The sequence below is a fragment of the Endozoicomonas sp. Mp262 genome, assembly GCF_025643335.1.
Taxonomy (GTDB): domain Bacteria; phylum Pseudomonadota; class Gammaproteobacteria; order Pseudomonadales; family Endozoicomonadaceae; genus Endonucleibacter.
This window is the reverse complement of sequence record NZ_CP092489.1, coordinates 2,396,843-2,422,246: the sequence shown is the minus strand read 5'-3', so window position 1 is coordinate 2,422,246 and position 25,404 is coordinate 2,396,843. Positions and strand designations below refer to the sequence as shown.

The following is a 25,404-nucleotide window of genomic DNA, read 5'->3' as shown; positions in this document are numbered from 1 at the left end:
GCCTTTGAAGTGAATCAGAACTCAGGGGTACTCTGTTAAGCAACCAAACCAAACAGAGGACGCCAAGGATGGCCTTTAAGCACCTTAGCTCTGAAGAGAGACATTATATCGAAATCGAACTGAAAAATGGGACTTCTCAAAATAAAATTGCAGAAAAACTCGGGCGTTCACAGAGTTCGCTGTCACGGGAGTTAGGACGCAACACAGGGCAGCGTGGTTACAGGCACCAGCAGGCTCATCGTAAGGCTCAACAGCGTCATAAGGAAAAACCCAAGGCGGTGAAGTTGACGGAAGATATTAAGCGACGGATTGCTCAAGATATCCGGGCTGACTGGAGTCCTGAGCAAGTGGCTGGAAGGCTTGAAAAAGAAGGGATAATCAAGTTGCATCATGAGACGATTTACCAGTTCATAGAGGATGATAAGCGCACTGACGGTACCCTGTATAAACACTTGCGCCATCAGAAAAAAACGTACCGAAAGCGATATGGTTCAGCTCATAACCGAACAGGCATACCTAACCGGGTAGGTATTGAAGAGCGCCCGGAGATCGTCAACAACAGGGGGCGTGTTGGTGACTGGGAGGCGGATACCGTAATCGGCAAAAACCATAAGGGTGCCATTGCCACACTGGATGAGCGAAAGACTAAACTGCGCCTTGCTGTTCCGCTGCCAGGAAAGAAAGCAAAAGCGGTTAAACAGGCAGTGATTGATACACTCAAGCCCCTGAAAAGGTTTGTTAAAACGATCACTTACGACAACGGTAAGGAATTTGCTCAGCATGAAGCAATCAACAAAGCCTTGAGCTGCGACAGCTACTTTGCTGTGCCCTACCACTCTTGGGAGAGAGGCCAGAATGAGAATGCCAATGGGCTGCTCAGGCAGTACTTTCCCAAATCAATGGAGCTTCATAACGTCAAAGAAAGAGACGTTATCATTGCGGTAGACAAGCTGAACAGCAGGCCCAGGAAATGCCTCGGTTACAAAACACCATATGAGGCATTCAAAGAGTTAACTGGAGTGAATGCAAGAAAAGTCATGGGTTATGCATTTATGACTTGAATTCAGGTTTTCTCAAAACAGGCTATTGCTGTTTTATTTGCAGCACCTGCAAATGGCTTCAGCTCTTTTAAGTCATCAACTGAAGTTGGTACAAGCATAGTATCTTTGTTTATTTCAAAACTTCTAAATCCTTGAGATGAAGGGGACTGAAAGTGTGTTTGTGTAATCACAAACACAAGTTTTCCATTATCTTTTAACCATTTATCAGATACCGTATAAGTAATCATGCCTGAAATATCTAACTCATTCCCACCATGAAACTTTGTATTTGAAAAAATAGTATATTTCATACAGGTAGGTTTAACCTTTTGTCGATAGTCCTCTGGCAAATTTGACCACCGCACCCAAGGTGGATTACCTAGCACTAAATCAAAGCTTCCAGCTGTAGCAGACCAAAAAAAGTTTCTTACTATTCTAAACCAAATACCATTCCAGTTTTTTCTATGCAGGCTAAGCACACGCTTATAAGTGTTTTCAAGAACATCATACCAATCCTGGAGCTCTTGCTCAGAAACAACTTTTCTTCTTATTAATTTTTGCTCAACAGAATTGAATTCAATATTTTCATCAACAGAACACCCCATAATTTCAAAAACAGAATCCAGCCTAGTTCTGTCAAAAGCCAATTCTGAAGGTAGTGAAATTAATAGATCAGCTTGCGTACTACCTATTCGATAATTAACTGCACCACAGCTATTTTTTGGGCTTTCTGCTGGAGAGTACACACTATCAGCAAGCAAAACAGGTAACTCTATCTCTTTACCTTTGCATTTAACAAAAAGGTCAGATATTGCTATTAGAAAGTTAACCCTTGCCGCTTGAACCGCCAATGGGTTTAAGTCAAAGCCCCATACATTAGAAATGATATTATCTAATACTTCTTCCTCACTCATTCCTATAGCTTCTGCTTCTTTTCTTTTTCTAGAAATAGCATTAAGCAAAAATGAACCAGAACCACATGTAGGGTCAAGAACCCTAATTGGAAGCCACTTTTGTATACCTGCCTTATCACATGTAGTATCAACAAGCCAGTCTGGAGTATAGAATTCCCCCAGGCTCTTTCTTAAAACATCAGGCACTAATGCTTGGTAAAATGTTTTTAGAACATCTCTTGACCTCGCTGCCGTAAGATCATCCATTCTATAAAGGGAAATTTGAATCAAAGCCTCTTTAATTGAAGCAATAATATTAGCCTTATCATGTTTTTCTTTTGCATCCAAGTACCAAGAAAAAATTGCCTCCTCTACAAACCCTTTAATACCGACAGAATCAAATAATGCACTTTTCTCTATATCATTGTCTAGAACAGTTAAGATGTTTTCGTCAGACGAGCTGGCAAGATTTCCACAAAAATCTTTATACTGAGTCAAATCAATATATGAAACTATTTCTGCACCAAGCAGCTTCATAATCAAGGCATTATACGTATGAACAACAAACAAGAGTCCAGACTCTTCATTAACCCCGATATCAGGAACTTTGAAGTTAATTGCTTTTTTTATTTGAGCTTTTTGCGTACAAGTCAAACTTGCCACTTGGCCAAAAAGTGTCTGCCACTCTTTAAAAAGCATTTTTATTTTATTATTTTCAGTTGCGTGAAAGTGCTTGGTTAATTCATTAGACAAAGCTCCCATTAAAGACCGCCCTACATAGGAGGCATGACCAAAATCTTCAATTAGATTTTGTGGTGTTAATGCCCTTCGAGTGTCAGACTGTAAAGATTTATATACTTTATCAACTGACACTTCACTTAACGGCATTAAATTTTGATGAATAATATTACCATCTACCATAAAGCAGAATGCAATATGATCCCCATCAGTAGCTATGCCTGTATACTCTTCTTCAGGCAAGCCTTGCTCTGAAGACTTTCGCTTAATATACTTGCAGAGTCTATCATAAACAGCTTCTTTAAATTTAGGGCTATTGGTACGACCTCTAAATAAACCTTTATCTTTAAATTCAATTATTACTTGATTAAATGAAGCATCATTCTTTTGACGCTCGGCATTCAGAAATATATTTTTTAATGCTAAACCCCCATACCATGCAAGCCTAACTTCTTCTTCATTTTGAGCATCCTTTAAATGCTCTGCAATGTAGTCAAACACTTCATTGGACATAACTTAAAACCTTTATGAAAATGGTTAATCACTGACAGTTGAATTCTTTTGAGCCTTTTTTAATAACTCTGCTTCAACTTGCTTTAAAAACCATTCTTTCATTGTTAAACCACTTGCTTTTAATGCTGTATGAATTTCACGCTTCAACTCAGTCGGCACTTCGATGACGATTCGTCCACTATTACCTATTGCCATAATAACAGCCCCATATAACACATTATGTGATGTCACATAACATATCTTGCATGAGTTAAACTGTTTTAGCAAGTCCGAGAATAGCTAAAGCTAGCCTCCACAGGGCGTAGCTGTCGAACGACTAGGTGGCATATAACCAATTTCAATATTGATTTTACTGGCTTCGTTGTTGTCATCGTGTCATTTTCTTAACGAATACCACCACAAACAATGCCAGGGAAAAACTGCCGGTAAAGGCTTCCAGTGCAGCGCAGATACGTGATGGGCCTAACGGAGTCAGGTCACCATAACCAAGGGTTGTAAACGTCACAACACTAAAATACAGACAGTCGAGCCAGGCCTTGAAATTTGTAAAATAGGTCTGCTCCCAAGCAAACCTGACTACCTCACCACTGTCATTAATACCGTTCACAAAATAAAAGACCGAGCACACCAGAATAAAAATCGCGGAGAAAAATATCACCCGAATGGGCTTTTCACCATAACCACTCACCAGGTCCACCAGCTTCGACATGATTCTCCGGTAGGAGAACCGTGGCATTTGATACCGCCTGAATATCATCTCCCTATGAAAGAATTCTCCTGCAACATCAAATAACCCCTGGCCTTCACAATTTTTCCGGATATTTCTTGCAACTTCTTCGGCTTCTTCGTATAAGGCAACGGCCTTTTCCTGCCTCCTCAGCCCCCGTATACCTTTTGCCATTAATGCCTGGCAAATCTGTGCTCCCCAGTTAACATGCTCCAACCGGCATGCCTTTAAATTAACACCCAGCAAATTACAGCCGGATAAGTCAGCACAGTGAAGATTGGCTCCCGACAGATTAGCCTTTAATAAACGACTACCGCTCAAATCCACTTTATACAAATGGGCATTATGAAGGTTTGCCCGGCTAAGGTCGGCATTGGTCAGGTGATAGGGTTCACCATGAATATTAACCAGATTAAGGTTTTCCAGATAACTTCCCTTCAGGATAAAACCATCCATTGGCTCCCCGGTTCGCGCTCTTTCTTCAAGCCTTTCCTTGACATCAGCACCGGTCTTATCTGCCTCGGGTGCATGCCAGAAACAATAAAGGCTGCCATTTATTGGCTGGTCCTGGCAGCTTACCAAATCACTTGAGTAGGCACACCTTCCCCCTGGTTTATTCATAGTCCCACCTATTCCTGGCCTCTCACCTTTTAATACATTAATAGCAAGCTTATTACTTATGCAACAACAGGCTCGAAAGCAAGAATCATTTGAGGCATAGTTGTCCATTTGATGGCTGACGGGAATTAGGCATGATTACCTTATACGGGATCAGCAACTGCGATACCATCCGCAAGGCCAGGCGCTGGTTAAAGGATGCCGGGATTGAGTACCACTTTCATGACTACCGCAAAGAGGGCATTGACGAAAGCATGCTCCAGCACTGGATCGAGCAGCTTGACTGGGAACAGCTGGTCAATAAGCGGGGAACTACCTGGCGGCAGTTACCCGAGGACATAAAGTCCTCCGTGGACGCCGGGCAGGCACTCAAGCTGATGCTTGAGCAACCTGCCATGATCAAAAGGCCTTTACTTGACTTGGGCGACAAGCCAGTTCTAGGCTTTAGTCCTTCCCTTTACAGCAGTCTCTTTTCCAAAAGGACATTTTAATGAGTAAGCACCCTTTCAGTGTCGCCATTGGCATTGGTACCCAAAACCGAAAAGGTGAGTGGCTTGAGGCTTTTTATCCTTGCCCTATCCTTCACCCGGACTTCAACTTCCTGGACAGTATTTTCGACCTGGTTAAATACAGTGGCGGAAATACCTTTATAGAACTGGATAGTGCTACCTGCCATGCCCTGGAAGAACTTTTTGAAACCCAGGGAGAGGAGCAGCTGGCCCAGATAATGAAAAGCCTTGAGGTTAGCTCCCAACCCAGGCTGATTACCATCCTTGAAACCGATGATGTCCCCGGATCTACCCCGGAAGCCTACCTAAAGCTCCAGTTACTGTCCCACCGTTTAGTGAAGCCTCACCAGGTGAACCTCCAGGGAATTTTCCCGCTGCTACCCAATGTTGCCTGGACCAGCGAAGGGGCCATTGACCTGGAAGAATTGACTGAACGCCAACTGAAAGCCCGTGCAGAAGGTCGCCTGTTATCCGTCAATAGCGTGGATAAATTCCCGAAAATGACAGATTACGTTGTCCCCGCTGGAGTCCGTATTGCCCATACTGCCCGAGTCAGACTGGGAGCCTATGTGGGTGAAGGCACAACCGTCATGCATGAAGGGTTTATTAACTTCAATGCCGGTACCGAAGGTAAAAGCATGATTGAAGGCCGGATCTCTGCCGGTGTGATGGTGGCTGAGGGCTCAGACCTGGGTGGCGGCTGTAGCACCATGGGCACATTGTCCGGTGGCAATAATTTAGTGATTTCTGTTGGAAAAAACTGCCTGATTGGTGCCAATGCTGGCCTGGGAATCCCCCTGGGAGATCGCTGTACTATTGAAGCAGGCTTGTATCTAACAGCCGGTAGTAAGGTACAGATCCTGGACGATAAGCGCCAGCCAGTAGAAACCATCAAGGCCGGAGAGCTATCAGGCAAGTCAGGCCTGCTATTCCGCCGTAACTCCCTAACGGGTGCCATAGAGTGTCTGACAAATAAGTCTGCTATTGCATTGAACGAAGAGCTTCATGCTCATAATTGAAAATGATTAAAGCCAGGTTCATAGCCTGGCTTTAAAATAAATTAAAAAAACAATTAAATATTTCTTTATTATAAATAAATCAGTCAATTTAAATGAACCTTTCCTATAAAAAAATGTCAAACAGGCAACAAAAAATACTTTACGGAGAAAAACATGAATTTCATAAAAAAAATATTACTAATTATGCTTTTTATCAACCCGGCTTTTGCTGATGAATTACAAACACCAGAATCAATAACAAAGAAAATATACCATCTCATTTCAGAAAGAAAATACGAAGAAGTTGCTAGGTTATTCAGCACAAGTAATATTAGAGATAGCAGAAAAGTCCTATTCGATTATTTCGGCCATGAGCTTAAAAAACTCGAAAAAGATGATAGAACTGTTGCTTTAGAAGCCGTTAGCCTATCATTTCACACCAAAACTATAGAAGAAATATTAACTATGGCCTGAATCCGTGATTTCTTGATTTGCCCGGCAGTTTTGAAAATGTGCTGATTAATTTTTTCCTTTGAAAATAACTCGGGTTATTGATTGAAGTGTTTTTATGTCGTTTTTAAGCATAAATGCTGATCAAAATATCATCAAACTTGAAGACAGGTTGAAAGAAGCCCTACCGTTATCAATACAGTACTTTCTCATTTATGGCATTTTTTTCTATCTCGCTATTCAATCAACAAAGTGCATGCTGGCTTATTAATTGATGGAAAGACCTGAAACCAGGACAGTAACGACCAAAGCGTAGCCGGTATTGATGTCCTTTTTTCAGAAGACGGGCAGCCAGGTAGATGAGTTCCTGTATCACGGTTTTTAACCGGCGTCGTTTGGCTTTATGACGTACCGGCGCATCTGGCCCGAGCAAGCAACTCTGCCCCATGTAGCGCAGAATGTTATAGACCAGTGCACCCAAACACATCACCAGGTCGTTGGTGTCAAACTTGCCTGAAGGCAGGCGCTCTAAATCCATATCAGTCTTCAACTCACTGTGAAACTGCTCGCTGGTCGCATGATCCTCATAAAGATTAATGATCTGATCATCGCTGTAGTCAGCTTCGCTGAGTGTTGTCCACCATCCTTCCAGCTCATAATCGGGTGTCAGAAATCTCTGCCCTACAGTATCAGTGGTACGCTTGATAATGCGAATAATCAGACGCTGGTTACCATAGTTGGTTTCATAGACGGTTGAGAGTGTCGCATAACTCTTTCCTGGACGCGACTCCTCCCATTTGACTTGCTTTTCTTCAAAAATGGGGAGCCAGTGTTCCTTGGTGTGATACTTTCTTGGGTTGAGCTTGATAATGTGATTCACACCTTTGAACCCGGCGATTTCCCGGCGCGATTCCTCAGCATCGTGGCCACTATCAAGGCGAACCAGAATAGGCGCTCGGGTCAAACGTCGGCTGCGGTGCAGCACTGCTTGTAAAAAGCCAATAAAATCATTCTGGGAGTGCTGAGAGCCTGGGCGTAATTCACATCCCAGGCACCAGCCTTCGCAGCCAAAGTAAGCGGCAATAGGGGCATAACCAAAGAATTTTTTATACGTGTACTCGACCCCCTCCTTTTTGGTATTGCTGTTATCCATAGGGAATACGTCGATATCCAGTGGTATGTGCTGCTTCTTATCGAGTTTTTTCGGAAGGGGTGTGACGGGCACCTGAAGATTAACCAGGACATCGGTAAGGCTGTCCTCGATGAAAGGAATCAGTTGGGCGGCATCTTCATTGAAACGCTGTCTTAAGCGGCTGGCTGAAGGCATTTGTTTAATGCCCATTGCCAACCGGAACCAGTCGTTATCCCGGTTATTATCAACATTATCAAAATCACTTTTACCCTGAGCCAGTTGGCCGCAGTAAGCTCTGATCAGGTCGATATGAGTGATACGGTGCCTTTTTTTTATTTTGCGCAGGGATTTGCTTAACGCTGTCTTTTTGTTGAGTGCATGACCAACGAAATAAAGCCCTGCGACCGGTGTATAAAATTCCGTCTGTGATTGTTCAATTTTCAGTTTCACAAAAATGCACCCAGGTGGTGAAAATTAGAGTGGGTGCATTTTAACTTGGAACTTACGTTTTGTGGTTGATCCAGAGGAGTTGGGCTACAGTGAACTCACGGATTCAGGTATGGATGAGCATGAATTTCTAACCATAATTTTTCAACAATTTTATGATGGCAACCCCTTGTTAGGATTACCAACACCAACAATAAGCAATTTTCAAATAATTGAAACACTTATACCAGAAAACAGCAGTGACCGGAAAACTGTCAGGTTATCCTATACAGTGAAAGAGCTCGATACTACTACTGGTGAATATCAACTAACTTATGAAACAGATTTTTTAGACTTCCACAAATCCAGTGGGAAATGGGAACCATTAATTCCTGATCTAAAAAGTTTTTTATATCAATAATTAGTTAACTATCTATTGCGAACACCATAAAAACTGATTATATGGTCAGTTATATTAACAGACATATGTTTTTTATTCATGAAGATAATAGCTAAACCAAAACTCGTTTGAAAACCGGATATTCCTGACTTATTCATTAAGCGAAGCGATTACTAAAGCACGCCCATCACAGCTCTATCAAATTACGGTTCTCTGACAGGGCGTGGTTTAGCCTTACATTTTCACATACAATTTTCTTACAGTTAAAGCCTGAATAATTGCAAACATTACGTAAACACACTAACATTCCCAGCTATTTAGTAAGACTAACAAAATTCTAATGAGTAGCTCACAATCCCTGGGCCAGTCCCTGGCCAGAATCGAACGCCATCTGAACAAGTTATGGCGTGCAGATGAAGAGGCCACGGCCTTCCAGCAAACCTCATTCAATGAATATGACTATGTTCATGCCGTTGAAGAGCTGGGAACTCCCCGCCTGTCAGACTTGGCCGATACCCTGTGCGTTAGCAAGCCCTCCGCCAGTAATATGGTCAGCAAGCTGGAAAAGAAAGGACTACTGGAGCGAATACCCTGTCCGCAAGACCGCCGTTCTGTACTGGTCAAACTGACCCGGGAAGGTAAAAAGCTGATGGCCCTGGATGACAGGCTATTCAACAAACTGACTGAAAAAGTTGAGCATGCCCTATCCCCTGGGGATTTCAAAACCCTGGAACGTCTGCTAACCAGCGTCTGCAACCAGTTATAAATTTTTTCACTATTTATTTAGTTATGCTAACAAATAACTTAATGAGTAATCTATGGATTTGAAAGTACCTTCTGATAGCAACAGCACCCTGGCCAAAGGTCCGGTCAAACGCTTGTTCTGGCAATATACTTTGCCGGCAGTAGCCGGAATGTTGGTGAATGGTCTTTATTCCACAATTGACGGCATTTTTATAGGCCGGTCAGTCGGCGCAGAAGGTTTAGCGGCAATGAACCTGGCCTGGCCAATATTTGGTTTTATTATTGGTATTGGCATGATGATAGGCATGGGTGCTTCAGCCCACTGCTCAATATGCCGTGGGCAGGGGAAGGATGAAAAAGCCCGGTTCGTATTGGGTAATGCCACTGTACTGATGATAGGAGCCAGCCTCTTTCTGACAGTGGCAATACTTCTGGGAGGTGAATACGTCCTTAAACTGATGGGGGCTAACGGCTCTTTACTCCATATGGCCAACCATTACCTCCACCTGATCAGCTTTGGTTCTGCTGCGGCGATAGCCGGGGCTGCTTTGCCCATGATGGTCAGAAACGACGAACGACCCCGGTTAGCCACTGTTATCATTGCCACTGGTGCTATTACAAATATCGTTCTGGATTATATTTTTATTATCCTACTGGATCTTGGCATTGCCGGTGCAGCCATCGCCACTATCATCGCCCAAACCGTCACGGCTATCTGGAGCCTGATCTATCTTTTTAGTACCAAGGCCAGACTACGCATCAAAACCAGGCACTTTGGGGTAAGTCCTGGCCTTTATAAAATAATCCTTGCCACGGGTTTCCCCAGCTTAACCATGTTTATTTACTTAAGCTTTGTGTTAGCTGTTCATAACCGTTTATTTCTTGAGTATGGTTCCGTTCTGTCCCTGGCAGCATTTACCATCGTCGGTTATATCCAGGCGGTTTATTACATGGTTGCCGAAGGTGTTGCCAGTGGTGCACAACCCCTTATCAGCTTTAATCATGGCGCGAACAACAATAAAAACATTCATATCACTATCAAACTGGCTATTACCACTGCGCTGATAAGCGGGGTGCTTACCGTTCTGGTTATCAACATTTTTCCGGAACAGATCGCCTCTATTTTTAACGCCAGTAACAATGAGCTCATCAATGAGACAGCCCGGGGATTCAGGCTCCACCTTTTCTCCATGTATCTCGACGGTTTCATTGTGGTTGCTGCCGCTTACTTTCAGGCGCTGGCACGGGCAAAGATCGCAACCTGGATCACCCTGGGGAATATGCTTATTCAGGTTCCGCTGCTGATCATCCTGCCTGAATGGCTTGGTGTTACAGGCGTATGGGTAGCCCTGCCCCTGTCTAATATATTTCTGGCTTTAGTTGTCGCCGGCCTTATACAACAAGATTTAAAGCAACGGCCAGCATCTGCCAATATTTCATAGAAGTGTGTAAAGAAAACTGAAAAGGAGAGGCTTTCACGTCAAAAAATTGCCAGAAAAAAATTATTAGGCAAAGCAGAAAAATCTCTGTCTATACTCAGGAAAAAGCCGCTTGCAACTTGTGCAGTACTCGTGACTGTAAGTGGAGAAATTCAGCAAACACCTGTATTTCATCGCAAGCCTGTAACAACCTTTCCATGGATGGAGATGTACCATGATAGCAAGGACCCTAAGCCTTCCCCTGTTGGCTTTATCAATTCTTTTTATTTCTGGCTGTTCCACTACCGGTTCCAGCAGCAGTGGCAAGAACTGGGGCAAGTGCTCTGTTCTGGGAGGTGCTGTTTGGGGCATTCCTGGTGCCGCCCATAGCCTGGCCACCGGAGGCATAAGTCTTGCCGCAGGTGCTTTAATATCTGGCCTTGCCTGTGCCAATGAAGACCCTAACTATGTGAGCAACCACAAACAAAACACCAAGTCCGGAGCCCTGCCCCTGGCATCAAGCGACGATGTTCTGCGCGATCCTGACCTTCCTGCCAATGCAGCGCGAGTGCAATTTGAGTTCGACTCTGCAACGTTAAGCGAAGCAGGCAAAGATATGCTTGATGCATACCTTGAAGGCCATAGTGACGCATCCTTCTCTGTTACCGGCCACACCTGCGATATTGGTTCAAGTACATACAACCAGGGTCTCTCTGTACGCAGAGCAAACTCAGTGAAGCACTACCTGATGCAAAAAAACATCAGCGGCAGCAAAATTGAAACAGTGGGCAAGGGTGAATCCGAACCCCTTTACCCAAATAGCTCTGACGAAAATCGTATGAAAAATCGCAGGGTCGAGATCAGGCTGATGCACTGATCAACCTGGGGACTGTTGAAAGCCGCTGAAAAGCGGCTTTTTTATATCACTGAACTTAACGAATGAATACCTTCAGGAGATCCAGGGCTGTAATAATTCCTTGCATCTGTCGGTTTTCCGTGACCAGTACCCGATGAATTCTACCCGTGACCATGGCATCTGCAACCTTGGATAAAGGCGTGTCCCTGGCAACCTCAAACACAATGGGGGTCATAATGTCATTCACCAGTACCGACTGATCTACGCTTTCATGAAATGCCCGCTGTTCCTCTCCAGACAGGCAGGCATCATGTAAAGTCTGGTAAAAATCATCATCTCGCCGGGAGAGGTCAACCATACCACTGCCTGCTTGCCGGACAATATCTGACAGTGTAACCACCCCTACAACCTGCCCGGCCTCATCCACTACCGGCGCACCAGAAATGGATTTATCCGTAAGAAAGCGAGCGAGCCGGTCCACAGACCAGTCATAAGGAACGGTGACAACCTGCCGTGTCATAATCTCTTCAGCAGTAATAGACAACAGAGAATTGCCATTTTTCATCGCTATAGCCTCCACCAGTCTTCCGTGTGGTTATTAATGTTTCATGGTCACAGTATGACCCACTGCGGCAAACACTTATACTGACCCAGATCAAACGTCAACAGCCCCTAGACTAATCAATGCTCTTCAGCAATTCGACTGGCCACAGCACTGCTCTGGTCCCGGTACTTAGCATTTAACCTTTTATTATAGGGGCGAATTGCAGGGCCACTCATGGTTTCAAAGTTAATTGCACCAATACACATGCCAGGACGCAGTGCCACAGGTAACTTACCGCCATTAAAAAACTCAAGCACTATTTGTCCACTCCAGCCGGGATCAATCCGGTGAGCCGTCACATGAACCATTAATCCCAGCCGGGCCAGTGAAGAACGACCATCAAGCCAGCCCACCAGATCATCTGGCAGGGTAATGCTTTCCCGCGTTACCGCCAGGGCCAGCTCGCCAGGATGTAAAAAAAAGGCATCCTCCTTGCCAAGCACAATCTCCTTACTCATGATGGAGTCAAGAACAGTATTGATGCTTTCCCGGGAGCCACTAAGGTCAACATAGGGTGCAGCATGATCATTAAAAACCCGAAAGCTGTTGCCAAGCGTAAGGTCAACACTGATGCCACTGATTCGGTGACTATCCGGCTTCGGATGAATCACAATTTTTCCGGATTCCAGACAGCTTTCAATATCGCGATCACATAGTCTCATCGCCTACCCCATCTTCAGTTATTAATTACGGTTATGGCCTGATCAGTGTAGAATAACACTGATTTCCACAAACCCTGCGCGTGGCTGAAGGCTTCATAAGCCACTAAGCCTCGCCATGAAACGAACCTAATGTTATTAACACAGGTTGGTGCTTTAATGAACGTACTGGTTGTTTACGCTCATCCGGATCCTTCCAGCTTTTCGTCGGGTATCAACCAGCTGGTTTGCTCGGAACTGGCAAAAGGAGGTCACAGAATACAAAACCTGGATCTCTATCACGAGCACTTTGAGGCCTGCATGTCGATACAGGAACGCAAAGCCTATATGACATCAGAGAATATCCGGGGAATTGAGCACTATGTGGAACAGTTAAAGTGGGCAGAAGCACTGGTACTCGTTTACCCCACCTGGTGGATGGGACCGCCCGCCATTCTCAAGGGCTGGTTTGACCGGATTTGGTTACCCGGTGTTGTAGCAGAGTTTGGGCCTGAAGGGGTTAAACCCGGTTTAACCAATATCCGTAAGATTATGGTTATAACAACCCAGGGATCATCCTGGGTAAGGATGTTTCTAATAGGTAATCCCCCAAAGCGCATGCTTAAGCTGGCACTAAAGGCATGCACTAAAGCATCAGATATTCAGTGGCTGGCTCTTTACAGCATGGATAAAATCAGCCCACCAAAATTAACCGGATTCCTGGAAAAGATCAGAAAAAAAATGGCTGCCTTCTGAAAAGTCCGTCGCAAAAGGCACCTTATTCACCACAGAGGGCACAGAGAGTTATTTTTTAAGAGCATGAAAGCTCTGTGTTCTCTGTGCCTTTGTGGTGAAAAAAAGAGTAAAAACCCAATTTTTTATCTACAGAATTGGATTTCGCAACCCCCTCGGGACGCTGGGAACGAGGTACTTGTCTTGTATAGATATTAACGCTTAGCTGCACTAATCATCACTAATGGCAATGGCCGGTGCCGCTGACTGTTGGCTATTTCCAAGAGACAATTCAGCCGCCAGGTGACGGGCCATATCCCGGTAGATCATGGCGATCTGTGATTCAGGCTCGGCAACCACGGTGGGCTTGCCTCCATCAGACTGTTCCCGAATCATCATGGATAGGGGCAGGGAACCCAGCAAATCTGCACCATATTGCTCAGCAATACGACTTCCTCCCCCCTCACCAAACAAGTGCTCCGTGTGACCACAGCTGGAACAAATATGCACTGCCATATTTTCAATAATACCCAGAACTGGAATATCCACCTTACGGAACATTTCAATTCCCTTTTTAGCATCAATCAAGGCCAAATCCTGGGGTGTTGTGACAACAACACTGCCAGTCACCGGCACTTTTTGAGCCAGGGTTAATTGGATATCACCAGTCCCGGGAGGCATGTCAATCACCAGGTAATCCAGTTTATTCCAGATAGTCTGGGTCAACAGTTGCTGCAAGGCGCCACTGACCATCGGCCCCCGCCAGACAACCGGCGTATCCTCCGTTACCAGGAAGGCCATGGACATCAGCTGAATGCCGTGGGCTTCAATGGGTACAAAAAACTGCTCATTTTTTACATCCGGACGCTGACCATCAGCGATACCAAACATTTGTCCCATACTGGGACCATAAATATCAGCATCCAGTATCCCTACACGGGCACCTTCTGCCGCCAGGGCCAGCGCTAAATTGGCGGCGGTTGTGGATTTACCAACGCCCCCTTTGCCAGATGCCACGGCAATAATATTTTTAACGCCCGCCATGGCTTCCAGCTGTCCCTGCACCGGCCCCGCCGCTACCTGCCAACCCACGTTAACATCAACCTGTTCAACCCCGGCAACATCCTCAATTTTGCTTTTTAATAGCTGGGCAACGCCACTACAGAGTCCTTCAGCAGGATAACCCAATGTGACTGATAGCCGAACTTGTCCCCCTTCGATGGACAGGGAGTCCACACATTGGGCAACCAGTAAATCTTTTTGCAGGTAAGGGTCTTGATAAGAACAGATGGCAGCTTCCACATCAGCACGGCTGGGGTTGCTCATACAGACTTTCTCCAGAACAGAAAGGATAGGGAAAAATAGGGAAAGTGTAAGGATAATGAAGTTATTATAGGGTTCAAGTCTTCAATGTGGCTTTCAGCCGTTTGCGCGCTTCTTTTCCACAATCAGGATCAATGCCCTGATCCATCATTAACTTTCGCTGTGCCTGATCGGCAGCCTCTTCTGCCCTCCTGGTGAGCTCTTTTGTCCGGCTGTCTTCCAGACCTTTCATAATGGTTGCTTCCAGGTCTTCTCCATCCAACACCCTGTTGCAAATAATCTCATAGTTTCGCTCAAACAGAGGGAAGGCAACTCGCTGCTCTTCACTATGCAGCATCAACCAGCCCGTCTCTCTGGCCGCCAGATACACGGCCAGATGAGACCAGCCATAATCACGGGTTTGGCTGGGCGCATGACAAGCCTCATAGTAAGCCTGAAGCGGTTCCTTTAGACCCAGCTCATCGTAGCGTAGCTTACAAAGCTCCCGGATTTCACTGAGGTCAGGAAAAAACTTGGAGGTATCCAATGCCTTTTTCCCCGCCATCCATATACGGCGGGGGTTAAATTCCTTAAGCGCACTTCTCCACACCCGCTTGGCTCGGATTTGATCCTCATCCGTGGGGTAGGCACGCTTGAATTTCAGGGGATAGGCATCTTCCAAAAGTGTAAACAGGGAGTTAATGGCCTGCTCAAGCTCACGCCCTGCCGGAGGCTTGGTTCCTCCGGAGGAATGCTGGCGGTCACTCGTCAAGCTGCTCGAACCAGTCGTCATCTGCCCAGCTGGTGTCTGTAAGTTTTTCAGCCGTTGTGCGATTAGATCTTTGCCCTGCTTCACTTTGCTTGCGCTTCCATTGGTAAATTACATGGTTTTTAAACTTGTTTTGCCATGCCTTTCGGGCCTCACCTGTCTCAAGCCAGTAAAGCTTGAATTCAGGCAGTTGCCCCAGGGTGAACTCGCCAGGAATGCCATGATGCTGTTCAAGAAACTCTACATACACTGGGTCCGGAGCAAAGTCTTCAGGCAAAGGTTGCACTCTGGCACCATTACTACTATGACTGACGGTCTGCTCCTCCTGACTAAAAATGGGATGCTCCGCTCCCGGTTGCTCCGTCGGCTCAATCTCCCAGGGCAATGCACCTGCATTACGCCGACGGATATAACGCTTCTGATCCTCGTCTGTCATAAACTCAACAATACCTGCCTTCCCGGTTCCGGTCTACATACTGCATACTAAATTAAGACAGGAAACCAGCTCCTGCCTGCTGAAGCAAACCTGCAATAATTCTGGGCGAGAGAGTTTGCAGCCCAGCCGGGCCTAATACAATGAGTAAAGGACACGCTTACATAGCGGTCCATTGTAATCCTGCACGGCTCCTTTACACCATGCCCAATTATCGGCCCCTTCGTGACATTCACCCGAGTTGTGAAAACCGTATGACACAGACGCTGGCTGGAGCTCTATACCCTGTCCCGACAGACCTTTATAGCTTCCACTGAGCTGACAGCCCGATCGGGACCAGCCCCCCAAAGAACCGGCACCGCATTATAATTAATATCCAAAGAGTCTCAACAATGCCATGCCGGTCCGGGGTAAAATCGAAGGGTTATTCTATCAGCTAATACTGGCAAGCTATAGCACAGTCTATAACATTCTTGAATGAGCTACTTGAAAAGCCAAATGAGCAAACGTAATAAACCGGATATTTTATGGCTGTGTCCGGGGTCGCTCATGAAATTTCCGGACTAAATGATTCGTCAACGCGGTTATTCGCCATACGTCCATACTCCATTTTCAGTATAATAAGGCTTTTTTTCACTCTACCGGTAGACACGACGTCAAATGAGCCAACGCAAGATCCTTGTTACCAGTGCCCTGCCCTATGCCAACGGGCCACTCCATATGGGTCATCTGGTTGAATACATCCAAACAGACATTTGGGTGCGCTTTCAGAAACTGTTCGGCAACAAATGCACCTATGTTTGCGCTGACGATGCCCACGGCACCGCCATTAGCCTGCATGCAGAAAAGCAGGGTATCAGCCCGGAGGAATCCGTAGCCCTTATTAATAAAGAACGCGTTCGCGACTTTGGCGACTTCCACGTTGAGTTTGATAACTATCACTCCACCCACTCGGATGAGAACCGTAAACTGTCCCAGGCTATCTATCTGGCCCTGAAAGAAAAGGGTCATATTGCCAGCCGAACTATTGTCCAGGCTTACGACCCCGAAAAGCAGATGTTCCTGGCTGACCGTTATATAAAAGGCACCTGTCCAAAGTGTGGTGCCGATGACCAATACGGCGATAACTGCGAAAAGTGTGGTGCTACTTACTCTCCTGCTGACCTGAAAAATGCCCGCTCTGCCATTTCCGGTGCCACTCCGGTGGAAAAAGACAGCGAACACTTTTTCTTCAAACTGTCCGACTTTGATAACTTCCTGAAAGAATGGACCCGTTCCGGCACCATTCAAGACGAAATTGCTAACAAACTGGCCGAGTGGCTGGATGCGGGCCTGCAAGACTGGGACATCTCACGGGATGCACCTTACTTCGGCTTTGAAATCCCAGGCGAACCCGGTAAATACTTCTATGTCTGGCTGGATGCCCCCATTGGCTATATGGCCAGTTTTGAAAACCTGTGCCAGCGCCGGGATGACCTGGATTTTGACGAGTACTGGAAAAAAGGCAGTGACTGTGAAGTCCATCACTTTATCGGTAAGGATATCGTTAACTTCCACTGCCTGTTCTGGCCTGCCATGCTATCTGGTGCCAACTACCGCACCCCAACCAAGGTCAGCGTTCATGGCTATCTCACCGTTAATGGCGAAAAGATGTCCAAGTCCCGTGGCACCTTTATTACGGCCCGCACCTACCTGGATCACCTGCACCCTGAATACCTGCGTTACTACTATGCAGCGAAACTCTCCAGCCGCATTGATGACCTGGACCTGAATACAGAAGACTTTATCCAGCGGGTTAATTCTGACCTCGTGGGCAAGGTGGTTAATATTGCCAGCCGTTGTGCCGGCTTTATTAAAAAGCGTTTCAACGGTCAATTATCCTCCCATAACATAGCCGAAGACCTCACTACTGCTTTTCAGAAGGCCGGTGAAAAAATTGCCGATCTCTACGAAGAACGGGAATTCAGCAAGGCCATGCGGGAAATTATGGCGCTGGCCGACCAGGCCAATGCCTGGATTGATGAAGTCAAGCCCTGGGTTGTGGCTAAGGAAGAAGGCAAGGATCAGGAGCTGCATGATATTTGCAGTGCCGGCATCAACCTTTTCCGATTGCTGATGGTTTATCTGAAGCCTGTTCTGCCAGCTATGGCTGAAAAAGCAGAGGCTTTCCTGAATATCGCCCCTCTCAACTGGCAGGATAGCCAAACTCTGCTGCTGGATCATGAAATCAATAAATTCAAGCCATTGATGACCCGTGTTGAAGTCGATAAAGTCAACGCCATGATCGAAGCAAGCAAGGAGGTATTGGCACAAATGAGTACAGCAAAACCAGAAAATCAGACCGAAAACAGCTGGCTGGCACAAGAACCTGTTGCCGATGAAATCGAGTTCGGTGATTTTGCCAAAGTCGATCTGCGGATTGCCAGGATAGCCAATGCCGAACTGGTTGAAGGCGCTGCCAAACTATTACGACTGACTCTGGATCTGGGTGGCGAAACCCGTAATGTTTTTGCCGGCATCAAGTCTGCTTACAGCCCGGAAGCCCTGATTGGCAAGCACACCGTCATGGTCGCCAACCTGAAACCTCGCAAAATGAAATTTGGCATGAGTGAAGGCATGGTTCTGGCTGCCGGTCCCGGTGGTAAAGACCTCTGGATTCTGGAGCCCCATGAAGGGGCAGAGCCAGGGATGCGGGTGATGTAACTCTTCCATATAAGCACTAACTAGTAAAGCCATCCATAATCATAGATGGCCTTACTAGTCTATGGGTTAACTGAATCCGGGAAAAGATTATTTACCCCTGCCAGATTAACTTTGGTTATTAGCCCGCTGATAAATATAACCTGTCACATTAATCTGATTAATATCAGGATGCCCTTCCACTTTCCTAAATTCCAAACCAGCCACACCGAAAATCTCACCAAGTCGGCTCTCAAGTTCTTGCATGGGGATTTCAAGAAGAGGATAGTCTGCCTTCTTATTGATTGCATCAGGAAGCCCGGCAATGGTTACCGAGGATAATTCTTGCTCATTGAAGATTAACCCTAAAGCTTCCTTAACTTGCATTAACTGACCTAGACCCAAATCCTGTCTATCATCCTCCGGCAACATATTTATAAGACTGCTCACCCCATTTACTTTCTCAATAAAGCTCGATAATGAGCTAGTATCCGAAAGTTGCAGCGCACCTCCCAACGTGACAGGACCAATCAACGGTTTATTCAAAAGCTCTAAAAAACCTTGAATACCCATTCTTAACTTTTCTCTTGCCTCATTATCCAATGCCGAAAAGGTAGCATACACTTTATCCCTGGTTGGATATAAAACCATTGTCCTTTGTTCTTTTACATTATCACGACTACTTCCCACCAGTTGAGCAGAAAGTAACGGCTCTGCTCCTTGTTGATCTCTATATTCCGGGGAATCCAACAATTCTCTAGCTGAACGATTAATTAATTCTACTGTTTGAGCAGCCACCCCTGATTGCTGACCTGCTTCGCTACAATCCTTAGTAATAAAAGAGACTGCTTTTAGAGATGAGCGGTCGATAAAACATTGTTCTTGGCCTTTTTCAAGGTATTTCCAACCACTGGCTCTTAAATTCCCCCTTGATTCGTTTATGATTTGACACAAAGGATTATTTTCATTTGCCTCAGCATCAAAATGCATAGGCTGTCTTGCCAATAGATCCTTAACCACCTGACCTTTACTACCTTGATTATCAGCATACATTGTAAACGCAGGTATCGCCTCATACCTCTCACAACCATTTAACTGTTGCGAAAATTCAGTCTCTTTAGGCAAACGCCACATAGGCATCACCTCATCCAACGCCGTCTGAAGGTCCTTTACTGTTACTTGTTTTTTAGCTATTGGCTGATCAGCTGGCTGAGTTTCCCCAGGCCGCTTTTCACCCACACGCACCCGGACATCTGATTCAGTACTAACTGAGCGATTCAGACCTGTCACCACCGATCCTGAACTTGTGCTTACTGTGCTAGTACTGGCAGTATTAGTAGTGGTTACTGGAAATGACATGGGTGGAGGGGGAGTGTTAGATCTACGGTTATTGCCTTCCATTTTTTTACCTCTTATGTCTATTTTTAAATGTAATATCAATTGAAAAATAATTTCGAATCAGTAGACACCCTGTATTGCAAATAGTTCTTTTAAGACAGCTACTCTTACATTAGTGTCAAGTTCTACTAACTTAAAATTGATTTAAAATACAACCGACAAAAAATAATCTCGAAAAAACAATACATACCCTGATCACAAAATACTATCCTATTAAACTATTACCACTAGACCAGCTAAAAGTATCTTGTTTTATGCACACATTAAAACTGTTCACTAAAACCACCCTTCTTATTATGGTGCTAACCCATCAAAATAGTTATGCCACTTTATGCAGCCTTTGCAACAAAAATGAAAGTTATGGTCAGACTTATTGTGCAAAATGTCATGAAAATATTCAATTCCCAAACTTACATCAAATAAGACAACCTTATCGCCCATATCTTCACCCTCCTCAAGTAAATAACCCTCATAGACCCCCAGCCTTTCCTTTTATATATCCCAGCTATCCTGTAAAAGTTGAAATACCCTCTCACTGTCAGGAACCATTAGTATCTACACACCAAAATTCAAACTATTTAATCCAAGAGGATCTAGAAAGCCTTACATCCAGGCTACAAACCCTATTTCAAACTGCCAACAGTAGTAATAGTCAAAGTGACTGGCAGAAACTATTCACATTCTGTCAGAAAAGCATACCTGCTGAATCATTAAAATCACTGCGCTTTACATTTTTCTCAGGATGGTCCCTATTAAAAGTAGCCGAACAATGTAGAGGCACTCCGAAATGCTATTAAGTAGGTCATAGTTTGGTTTCAAATAAACTGGATGTTCGGCCAGTACGAGAAATCTACTTCTTGATCTAACGATCAGATAGCTATTGAATGATACATTTACTCTATTATAAAGAGAGTACTGGTCTTTAAATCCCTCTCCCTATGAAGTACGTCACTACAATCACTGATGAAGCTGTTTTATTAACTTTGAAATTCGCCAAACACTACGGACCTCTGAGATGTATAAGGGAAAGAGCCCATAGCCTTTTATTGAGCAATCGTGGCTTTACCCTTGAGCAAATTGCCGAAATACTTGAAATTAGATATCAAACTGCTTCTCAGTGGATTGATGATTGGGAAGAATATGGTATTCGTGCCTTGTACAAGGGGCATGGTGGCGGTAGGCCGTGCATATATGACGAATCCGAAGTGCAACGCATAAAAGAATTAGTGGCTGAAGAGCCTCGTCGCTTATCGTATGTCAAATCCAAGATCGAGGATGAAACCGGTAAATCTTCATCAAAAATTACTCTGGCAAACATTGTAAAAAAGCAGGGCTGGTTTACAAAAGACTCCGTAAATCATGCAAACATAAACGGGACGAAGAGCAATTCCATGACTGTAAAACTGCTCTGAAAGATGCCCAGGAAGCCGAGAGCAAAGGGTTAATCAATTTATTTTATTTTGATGAGTCCGGCTTTACCCAGGAACCTTGTGTGCCATACGGTTGGCAGGAAAAAGGAAAGCAGCTCAGAATACCATCAGTCAAAAGTAAACGCATCAACGTACTGGGGTTTATGAACCGAAGCTGTGAGCTATTTCATTATCCTGTTGTGGGTTCAGTGAATAGCGATACGGTGATTGCGGCCTTTGATGACTTTGCAGAGAAAATGGCAGATGAAAAATACAGCTCAAATGATCGTTACACGGTAGTTATGGTGGATAATGCCAGCATTCACACCAGCAAAAAGTTTTGTGCCAGAATTGATGACTGGATGATTGAAAAGAAATTGCTGGTCTGCTTTCTGCCAACATATTCACCTGAGCTCAACCTGATTGAAATCCTGTGGAGGAAAATAAAGTATGAATGGCTCAACCTCTTGTCAATCAAGAGCTTTGCGGAATTTGAAAAAGAAGTTGAACGGGTGCTTTTTTCATTTGGAGAGGAGTATATGATCTCATTTTCTAATACTGTCCGACTGGATGGTTAAATTATTCGAAAGCAATCTATACACTACTTACGAAAATCTAAGAGCAGCAAAGTGTGCCTTCAGATCTGTAATAAACTCATCAGAACAAAATCCACTTCTTGATGAATCCTGTTTACCTGATTGGTCATCAACACTAAAAATGGAAGCCCAGAAAAAATTAGCTGAGATTTACTGGATGGTAGGAATAAATGGACCAGACCTCTTGGATGCGATACATTCATTTACTCAAGTTTTCCCAAATGGATCAGAGATTAACAAGCCCTATAGAGACTTTATTCAATTTATTTTAACCACACTCTCCAAAAACCAGGAGAAATACCATCCACTAATAAATTCACAAACAATAACTGACTTAACAGAATGGGAAAACTCACTAACTGTTGCTGAATAACAAAGAGGCCTTGCTCACCTTAGAGCAAAGCCTTTTAAAAAGCCAGGCAATCCTGCTTTAACCTTCAGTTACCGGTTTCTTTTTCCGCAATGGTTCAAACCCGGTTTCAATACTTTGAACCGGCCCATTCTTTTTAGCCGGAGCGCGTCGTTTACCCAGGTTCTTGCGATCCCGGTGCCGTTGTTTACCCTGAATCTCAGCTACCTTCTTCTTACCAGCCGGTTTCTTTTTACGACTTGCTGCCTTGCCGGATGCCTTGAGTTTCTTGGGTCCTTTATAGCTTCCTTCCAGCCCTTTAACCTTACGCCGCTCAAACCTGATTTTCAGATAACGCTCAATACTGGCCATCAGGTTCCATTCCGGTGCACTGATAAAGGTGATCGCCAGCCCCTGTTCACCGGCTCGGCCCGTTCTGCCAATGCGGTGTACATAATCATCGCCGCTACGAGCCATATCCAGATTCACAACCAACTCGATACCTTTAACATCCAGGCCTCTGGCAGCCACATCGGTGGCAACCAGCACACTAACCCGGCCTGCCCTGAAATAGGACACCACCTGATTGCGTTCTTCCTGGGTCATATCACCATGGAGCACACCGGCCTTCAGCTTGCGATAACGCAACAGCCCCCCCAGCTTATCAGCCTGTACACGGGTATTGGTAAAGACCACTGCCTTATTATAGGTTTCTGTTGTTAACAGCGCGGTCAGCAATTTCTCCTTATGGGCCAGGTCATCAGCCAGAACAATTTGCTGCTTGATATTATCATGGGGTTTTCGGGCAGGATTCAGGGTGATCACTTGCGGATTATTGAGTACTTGATCAATAACCGTTTTCAACCCGCGCTGCCCCATCGTGGCCGAGAATAGCAAGGTCTGCCTTTCCGGACGGCAATAACCTGCAATATTAAGAACATCTTCGCTAAAGCCCATATCCAGCATGCGATCCGCTTCATCCAGAACCAGGACTTCCAGATCCCTTAAATCTGCGGTACCTCGCTCAAGATGTTCCAGTAAACGACCAGGTGTAGCCACAGTAATCTCTGGATTTTTGCGCAAACAGGCCGCCTGGAATTTAAAACTATCACCTCCGGTAATCACGGTAGCCTTGATAAAGGTGTAACGCGCCAGGGCTTCCGTATGCTTAAGTACCTGCTGGGCCAACTCACGGGTAGGCACCAATACCAAAGCCCGGATACCCGATTGCGGCGCTGGCTGCTCATACAGTCGCTGCAAAATCGGTAACATAAAAGCGGCAGTCTTACCACTGCCAGTCTCTGCCTCCACCTGTAAATCCAGTCCCTTCAAGGCAGGAGGAATAGCCTGATCCTGCACCGGTGTCGGTGTCTTAAAACCAAGCTCATCAAGCACCCGGAGCAGGCGATCATTCAGTGATAAAGAGGAAAACATAGGTTGTATCATAGTAAAAACAGGGAAAGCACCTAAATTCAGGACGATGTTTGACGGGGATAGTATAGAATCAGGGCGCAAGAGGGAGCACTGCGCATCGGGAGGACCATGATTTAAAAAAGGCTGGAAACCCAGCCTGGTTAATCAATGCTCGTGGCCACCAGGTCCATGAACATGACCATGATCCAGCTCTTCTTCAGAAGCATCGCGAACTTCGACAATTTCTACATTAAAATTAAGGTCTTCACCCGCCAGGGCATGGTTCGCATCAATGACGACATCATCACCCTCAATTGCGGTAACAGTGACAATGCGTGGACCAATCGCCGTATCCGCATGGAACTGGCTGCCTACCTCCACCGGGTGATCGCCAAACTCTTTACGAGGCACGGGCTGCACCAGGCTTTCATCATATTCACCATAGGCTTCAGCGGCTTCAACATTCACTTCCAGCTTATCACCCGCCTGCTTACCGGTCAGGGCATTCTCCAGCCCCTCCACAATGTTACCCATACCGTGGAGATAAGCCAGTGGCTCATGACCTTCAGAGCTATCCAATAGTTCACCTGACTTATTTTTCAGAGTGTAATGGATAAGAACCACTTTTTTATCAGCAATTTTCATCAGCATAAAGCCTCGGGTTAGTAAACAGCCATAGTAATCTGCCAGCCGCAGCACCGCCAGCTATTTATGCCAGGATTATCCGCAATTGGGAGCAGTAATTGATATTATAAGCAAACAGGCTACTACAAATAATGGAGAACACTTTTAATCATGACTGACACGCGCTGTCCCTGGTGTTTAAGCGATCCCCTTTATATCCGCTATCACGACGAAGAGTGGGGAAAACCCTGTCATGATGATCACAAGCTATTTGAGTTTCTTATACTGGAAAGTGCACAGGCTGGCCTTAACTGGCTTACTGTATTAAAAAAACGGGAAGGCTACCGAAACGCCTTTTGCCAGTTTGATCCCTATAAAGTGGCAGCCTTCCACCAGGCCGATATTGAATCACTGATGGCGAATCCTGGTATTATTCGCAACCGTCTGAAAATTCAGAGCGCCATCAAAAACGCCAGGGCATTTATCAAGGTTCAGGGCAAGTTCGGAAGTTTTCACCAGTTTCTCTGGCAGTTTGTTGACGGGCAACCTATTCAGAACTCATGGCACACTGTTTCGGAAGTCCCGGCAACAACAAAAGAATCAGACCAGTTAAGCAAGGCATTAAAAAAGGAAGGATTTACTTTTGTTGGCAGTACCATCTGCTATGCCTATATGCAGGCCATGGGGCTAGTGAATGACCACCTTATTAGCTGTCCACAATATAGTCGCAGGACTTGATATCGAAAAAATCAGCTTGTGCCTTGTCTGATACACACTCTCCACAATGCCCAGTGGGTACACCGTAGCAAGAAGCTATTATTCGTCATTCCACCCGGGTATGACCGGTTTTACTGACTCATATCTGGAGGGATTCTTTTATCCTTAACTTTAGAGTTAGTATGACATGAACGTTTGGTTATATTTTAAAAATTGTGTGCAAAAATACATCCAAACGTTTTTTCAGATTCGGTATTATTCTTGATTATTGCGTTGTTG

At 45.1% G+C, this 25,404-nt stretch carries 26 protein-coding genes; 14 read left to right on the top strand and 12 right to left on the bottom strand.

The window, feature by feature from the left end; all coding sequences use genetic code 11:
- Nucleotides 1-68: 68 nt before the first annotated feature.
- Nucleotides 69-1,061, top strand: a complete 993-nt coding sequence (locus tag MJ595_RS10775) for an IS30 family transposase (protein WP_263078067.1) — start codon at nt 69-71, stop codon at nt 1,059-1,061.
- Between the two features lie 2 nt (nt 1,062-1,063).
- On the opposite strand, the gene MJ595_RS10770 is transcribed toward MJ595_RS10775, so the two are convergent.
- The 3 genes from MJ595_RS10770 to MJ595_RS10760 form a co-directional block, all read right to left on the bottom strand.
- The gene (locus MJ595_RS10770) at nt 1,064-3,184 is read right to left on the bottom strand and encodes an N-6 DNA methylase (protein ID WP_263322298.1); all 2,121 of its coding nucleotides are present in this window, start codon (nt 3,182-3,184) and stop codon (nt 1,064-1,066) included.
- A gap of 24 nt (nt 3,185-3,208) precedes the next feature.
- On the bottom strand, nt 3,209-3,379 hold the full coding sequence (locus tag MJ595_RS10765) for a hypothetical protein (RefSeq protein ID WP_263322297.1): 171 nt from the start codon (nt 3,377-3,379) through the stop codon (nt 3,209-3,211).
- A gap of 172 nt (nt 3,380-3,551) precedes the next feature.
- Nucleotides 3,552-4,532, bottom strand: coding sequence for a pentapeptide repeat-containing protein (locus tag MJ595_RS10760; protein ID WP_263322296.1), 981 nt, complete (start codon nt 4,530-4,532; stop codon nt 3,552-3,554).
- Between the two features lie 131 nt (nt 4,533-4,663).
- Between MJ595_RS10760 and MJ595_RS10755 the strand changes: the two genes are divergently transcribed.
- The 3 genes from MJ595_RS10755 (at nt 4,664) to MJ595_RS10745 (ending at nt 6,510) form a co-directional block, all read left to right on the top strand.
- Nucleotides 4,664-5,020, top strand: coding sequence for an ArsC family reductase (locus tag MJ595_RS10755; protein ID WP_263322295.1), 357 nt, complete (start codon nt 4,664-4,666; stop codon nt 5,018-5,020).
- Nucleotides 5,020-6,057 carry a 2,3,4,5-tetrahydropyridine-2,6-dicarboxylate N-succinyltransferase gene (gene dapD, locus MJ595_RS10750; RefSeq protein ID WP_263322294.1) on the top strand — a complete coding sequence of 346 codons (1,038 nt, stop codon included), beginning with the start codon at nt 5,020-5,022 and terminating at the stop codon, nt 6,055-6,057. Before MJ595_RS10755 ends, dapD begins: the two co-directional genes overlap by 1 nt.
- Nucleotides 6,058-6,210: 153 nt before the next feature.
- Nucleotides 6,211-6,510: a DUF2673 domain-containing protein gene (locus MJ595_RS10745; RefSeq protein WP_263322293.1), complete on the top strand. Its 300-nt coding sequence runs from the start codon at nt 6,211-6,213 to the stop codon at nt 6,508-6,510.
- A gap of 220 nt (nt 6,511-6,730) precedes the next feature.
- On the opposite strand, the gene MJ595_RS10740 is transcribed toward MJ595_RS10745, so the two are convergent.
- A complete protein-coding gene (locus tag MJ595_RS10740) occupies nt 6,731-8,068 on the bottom strand; it encodes an IS1380 family transposase (RefSeq protein WP_263078015.1) in 1,338 nt (445 codons plus the stop codon).
- Nucleotides 8,069-8,129: 61 nt separating this feature from the next.
- On the opposite strand from MJ595_RS10740, the gene MJ595_RS10735 reads away from it, so the two are divergent.
- The 4 genes from MJ595_RS10735 to MJ595_RS10720 all read left to right on the top strand — a co-directional run bounded on the left by MJ595_RS10735 (nt 8,130) and on the right by MJ595_RS10720 (nt 11,483).
- On the top strand, nt 8,130-8,465 hold the full coding sequence (locus MJ595_RS10735) for a hypothetical protein (RefSeq protein WP_263322292.1): 336 nt from the start codon (nt 8,130-8,132) through the stop codon (nt 8,463-8,465).
- Nucleotides 8,466-8,784: 319 nt separating this feature from the next.
- Nucleotides 8,785-9,210, top strand: coding sequence for a MarR family transcriptional regulator (locus MJ595_RS10730; protein WP_263322291.1), 426 nt, complete (start codon nt 8,785-8,787; stop codon nt 9,208-9,210).
- Nucleotides 9,211-9,262: 52 nt separating this feature from the next.
- Nucleotides 9,263-10,630, top strand: a complete 1,368-nt coding sequence (locus MJ595_RS10725) for an MATE family efflux transporter (protein WP_263322290.1) — start codon at nt 9,263-9,265, stop codon at nt 10,628-10,630.
- A 211-nt stretch (nt 10,631-10,841) separates the two neighbouring features.
- Nucleotides 10,842-11,483, top strand: coding sequence for an OmpA family protein (locus MJ595_RS10720; RefSeq protein WP_263322289.1), 642 nt, complete (start codon nt 10,842-10,844; stop codon nt 11,481-11,483).
- Nucleotides 11,484-11,538: 55 nt separating this feature from the next.
- Here the strand turns inward: MJ595_RS10720 and MJ595_RS10715 are convergent, their stop codons facing one another.
- Together MJ595_RS10715 and dcd are read right to left on the bottom strand one after the other, a co-directional pair.
- Nucleotides 11,539-12,027 carry a CBS domain-containing protein gene (locus tag MJ595_RS10715; RefSeq protein WP_263322288.1) on the bottom strand — a complete coding sequence of 163 codons (489 nt, stop codon included), beginning with the start codon at nt 12,025-12,027 and terminating at the stop codon, nt 11,539-11,541.
- A gap of 116 nt (nt 12,028-12,143) precedes the next feature.
- Nucleotides 12,144-12,728 carry a dCTP deaminase gene (dcd, locus tag MJ595_RS10710; protein ID WP_263322287.1) on the bottom strand — a complete coding sequence of 195 codons (585 nt, stop codon included), beginning with the start codon at nt 12,726-12,728 and terminating at the stop codon, nt 12,144-12,146.
- Nucleotides 12,729-12,884: 156 nt separating this feature from the next.
- Between dcd and MJ595_RS10705 the strand changes: the two genes are divergently transcribed.
- A complete protein-coding gene (locus MJ595_RS10705) occupies nt 12,885-13,460 on the top strand; it encodes an NAD(P)H-dependent oxidoreductase (protein ID WP_263322286.1) in 576 nt (191 codons plus the stop codon).
- A gap of 207 nt (nt 13,461-13,667) precedes the next feature.
- Here the strand turns inward: MJ595_RS10705 and apbC are convergent, their stop codons facing one another.
- The 3 genes from apbC to MJ595_RS10690 all read right to left on the bottom strand — a co-directional run bounded on the left by apbC (nt 13,668) and on the right by MJ595_RS10690 (nt 15,943).
- Nucleotides 13,668-14,762, bottom strand: coding sequence for an iron-sulfur cluster carrier protein ApbC (apbC, locus tag MJ595_RS10700; protein ID WP_263322285.1), 1,095 nt, complete (start codon nt 14,760-14,762; stop codon nt 13,668-13,670).
- Between the two features lie 73 nt (nt 14,763-14,835).
- A complete protein-coding gene (locus MJ595_RS10695; RefSeq protein WP_263322284.1) occupies nt 14,836-15,531 on the bottom strand; it encodes a replication protein P in 696 nt (231 codons plus the stop codon).
- Nucleotides 15,500-15,943 (bottom strand): DnaT-like ssDNA-binding domain-containing protein, encoded by a 444-nt coding sequence (locus MJ595_RS10690; RefSeq protein ID WP_263322283.1) that lies wholly within the window; start codon nt 15,941-15,943, stop codon nt 15,500-15,502. Before MJ595_RS10690 ends, MJ595_RS10695 begins: the two co-directional genes overlap by 32 nt.
- A 657-nt stretch (nt 15,944-16,600) precedes the next feature.
- Between MJ595_RS10690 and metG the strand changes: the two genes are divergently transcribed.
- Nucleotides 16,601-18,643, top strand: a complete 2,043-nt coding sequence (gene metG, locus MJ595_RS10685; RefSeq protein WP_263322282.1) for a methionine--tRNA ligase — start codon at nt 16,601-16,603, stop codon at nt 18,641-18,643.
- A 105-nt stretch (nt 18,644-18,748) separates the two neighbouring features.
- Here the strand turns inward: metG and MJ595_RS10680 are convergent, their stop codons facing one another.
- Nucleotides 18,749-19,978 carry a hypothetical protein gene (locus MJ595_RS10680; RefSeq protein WP_263322280.1) on the bottom strand — a complete coding sequence of 410 codons (1,230 nt, stop codon included), beginning with the start codon at nt 19,976-19,978 and terminating at the stop codon, nt 18,749-18,751.
- 977 nt (nt 19,979-20,955) lie between these two features.
- Here MJ595_RS10680 and MJ595_RS10675 point away from each other — a divergent pair.
- From MJ595_RS10675 to MJ595_RS10665, 3 genes are read left to right on the top strand one after another with little or no spacing between them, the layout of a single operon-like run.
- Entirely contained in the window at nt 20,956-21,429 is a 474-nt protein-coding gene (locus MJ595_RS10675; protein ID WP_263078037.1) for a helix-turn-helix domain-containing protein, read from the top strand.
- A complete protein-coding gene (locus MJ595_RS10670; RefSeq protein ID WP_263322427.1) occupies nt 21,351-22,004 on the top strand; it encodes an IS630 family transposase in 654 nt (217 codons plus the stop codon). The genes MJ595_RS10675 and MJ595_RS10670 overlap by 79 nt, the downstream gene beginning before the upstream one ends.
- Nucleotides 21,997-22,395 (top strand): hypothetical protein, encoded by a 399-nt coding sequence (locus MJ595_RS10665; RefSeq protein WP_263322279.1) that lies wholly within the window; start codon nt 21,997-21,999, stop codon nt 22,393-22,395. The genes MJ595_RS10670 and MJ595_RS10665 overlap by 8 nt, the downstream gene beginning before the upstream one ends.
- Before the next feature lie 57 nt (nt 22,396-22,452).
- Here MJ595_RS10665 and MJ595_RS10660 read toward each other — a convergent pair whose 3' ends face one another.
- Complete coding sequence (locus MJ595_RS10660; RefSeq protein WP_263322278.1) at nt 22,453-23,805, bottom strand: DEAD/DEAH box helicase; 1,353 nt, start codon at nt 23,803-23,805, stop codon at nt 22,453-22,455.
- Nucleotides 23,806-23,949: 144 nt separating this feature from the next.
- Nucleotides 23,950-24,432: a peptidylprolyl isomerase gene (locus MJ595_RS10655; protein WP_263322493.1), complete on the bottom strand. Its 483-nt coding sequence runs from the start codon at nt 24,430-24,432 to the stop codon at nt 23,950-23,952.
- A 147-nt stretch (nt 24,433-24,579) separates the two neighbouring features.
- Between MJ595_RS10655 and MJ595_RS10650 the strand changes: the two genes are divergently transcribed.
- On the top strand, nt 24,580-25,146 hold the full coding sequence (locus MJ595_RS10650) for a DNA-3-methyladenine glycosylase I (protein ID WP_263322276.1): 567 nt from the start codon (nt 24,580-24,582) through the stop codon (nt 25,144-25,146).
- The last annotated feature ends 258 nt before the right edge of the window (nt 25,147-25,404 follow it).

Coding starts and splice junctions, on each gene's coding strand:
- MJ595_RS10680 (WP_263322280.1), bottom strand. CDS start 19,978: ATGTCATTTCCAGTAACCACTACTAATACTGCCAGTACTAGCACAGTA.
- MJ595_RS10675 (WP_263078037.1), top strand. CDS start 20,956: ATGAAGTACGTCACTACAATCACTGATGAAGCTGTTTTATTAACTTTG.
- MJ595_RS10770 (WP_263322298.1), bottom strand. CDS start 3,184: ATGTCCAATGAAGTGTTTGACTACATTGCAGAGCATTTAAAGGATGCT.
- MJ595_RS10715 (WP_263322288.1), bottom strand. CDS start 12,027: ATGAAAAATGGCAATTCTCTGTTGTCTATTACTGCTGAAGAGATTATG.
- apbC (WP_263322285.1), bottom strand. CDS start 14,762: ATGAGCAACCCCAGCCGTGCTGATGTGGAAGCTGCCATCTGTTCTTAT.
- MJ595_RS10775 (WP_263078067.1), top strand. CDS start 69: ATGGCCTTTAAGCACCTTAGCTCTGAAGAGAGACATTATATCGAAATC.
- MJ595_RS10660 (WP_263322278.1), bottom strand. CDS start 23,805: ATGTTTTCCTCTTTATCACTGAATGATCGCCTGCTCCGGGTGCTTGAT.
- MJ595_RS10650 (WP_263322276.1), top strand. CDS start 24,580: ATGACTGACACGCGCTGTCCCTGGTGTTTAAGCGATCCCCTTTATATC.
- MJ595_RS10730 (WP_263322291.1), top strand. CDS start 8,785: ATGAGTAGCTCACAATCCCTGGGCCAGTCCCTGGCCAGAATCGAACGC.
- MJ595_RS10725 (WP_263322290.1), top strand. CDS start 9,263: ATGGATTTGAAAGTACCTTCTGATAGCAACAGCACCCTGGCCAAAGGT.
- metG (WP_263322282.1), top strand. CDS start 16,601: ATGAGCCAACGCAAGATCCTTGTTACCAGTGCCCTGCCCTATGCCAAC.
- MJ595_RS10690 (WP_263322283.1), bottom strand. CDS start 15,943: ATGACAGACGAGGATCAGAAGCGTTATATCCGTCGGCGTAATGCAGGT.
- MJ595_RS10695 (WP_263322284.1), bottom strand. CDS start 15,531: ATGACGACTGGTTCGAGCAGCTTGACGAGTGACCGCCAGCATTCCTCC.
- dapD (WP_263322294.1), top strand. CDS start 5,020: ATGAGTAAGCACCCTTTCAGTGTCGCCATTGGCATTGGTACCCAAAAC.
- MJ595_RS10760 (WP_263322296.1), bottom strand. CDS start 4,532: ATGAATAAACCAGGGGGAAGGTGTGCCTACTCAAGTGATTTGGTAAGC.
- MJ595_RS10720 (WP_263322289.1), top strand. CDS start 10,842: ATGATAGCAAGGACCCTAAGCCTTCCCCTGTTGGCTTTATCAATTCTT.
- MJ595_RS10745 (WP_263322293.1), top strand. CDS start 6,211: ATGAATTTCATAAAAAAAATATTACTAATTATGCTTTTTATCAACCCG.
- MJ595_RS10765 (WP_263322297.1), bottom strand. CDS start 3,379: ATGGCAATAGGTAATAGTGGACGAATCGTCATCGAAGTGCCGACTGAG.
- MJ595_RS10755 (WP_263322295.1), top strand. CDS start 4,664: ATGATTACCTTATACGGGATCAGCAACTGCGATACCATCCGCAAGGCC.
- dcd (WP_263322287.1), bottom strand. CDS start 12,728: ATGAGACTATGTGATCGCGATATTGAAAGCTGTCTGGAATCCGGAAAA.
- MJ595_RS10705 (WP_263322286.1), top strand. CDS start 12,885: ATGAACGTACTGGTTGTTTACGCTCATCCGGATCCTTCCAGCTTTTCG.
- MJ595_RS10665 (WP_263322279.1), top strand. CDS start 21,997: ATGGTTAAATTATTCGAAAGCAATCTATACACTACTTACGAAAATCTA.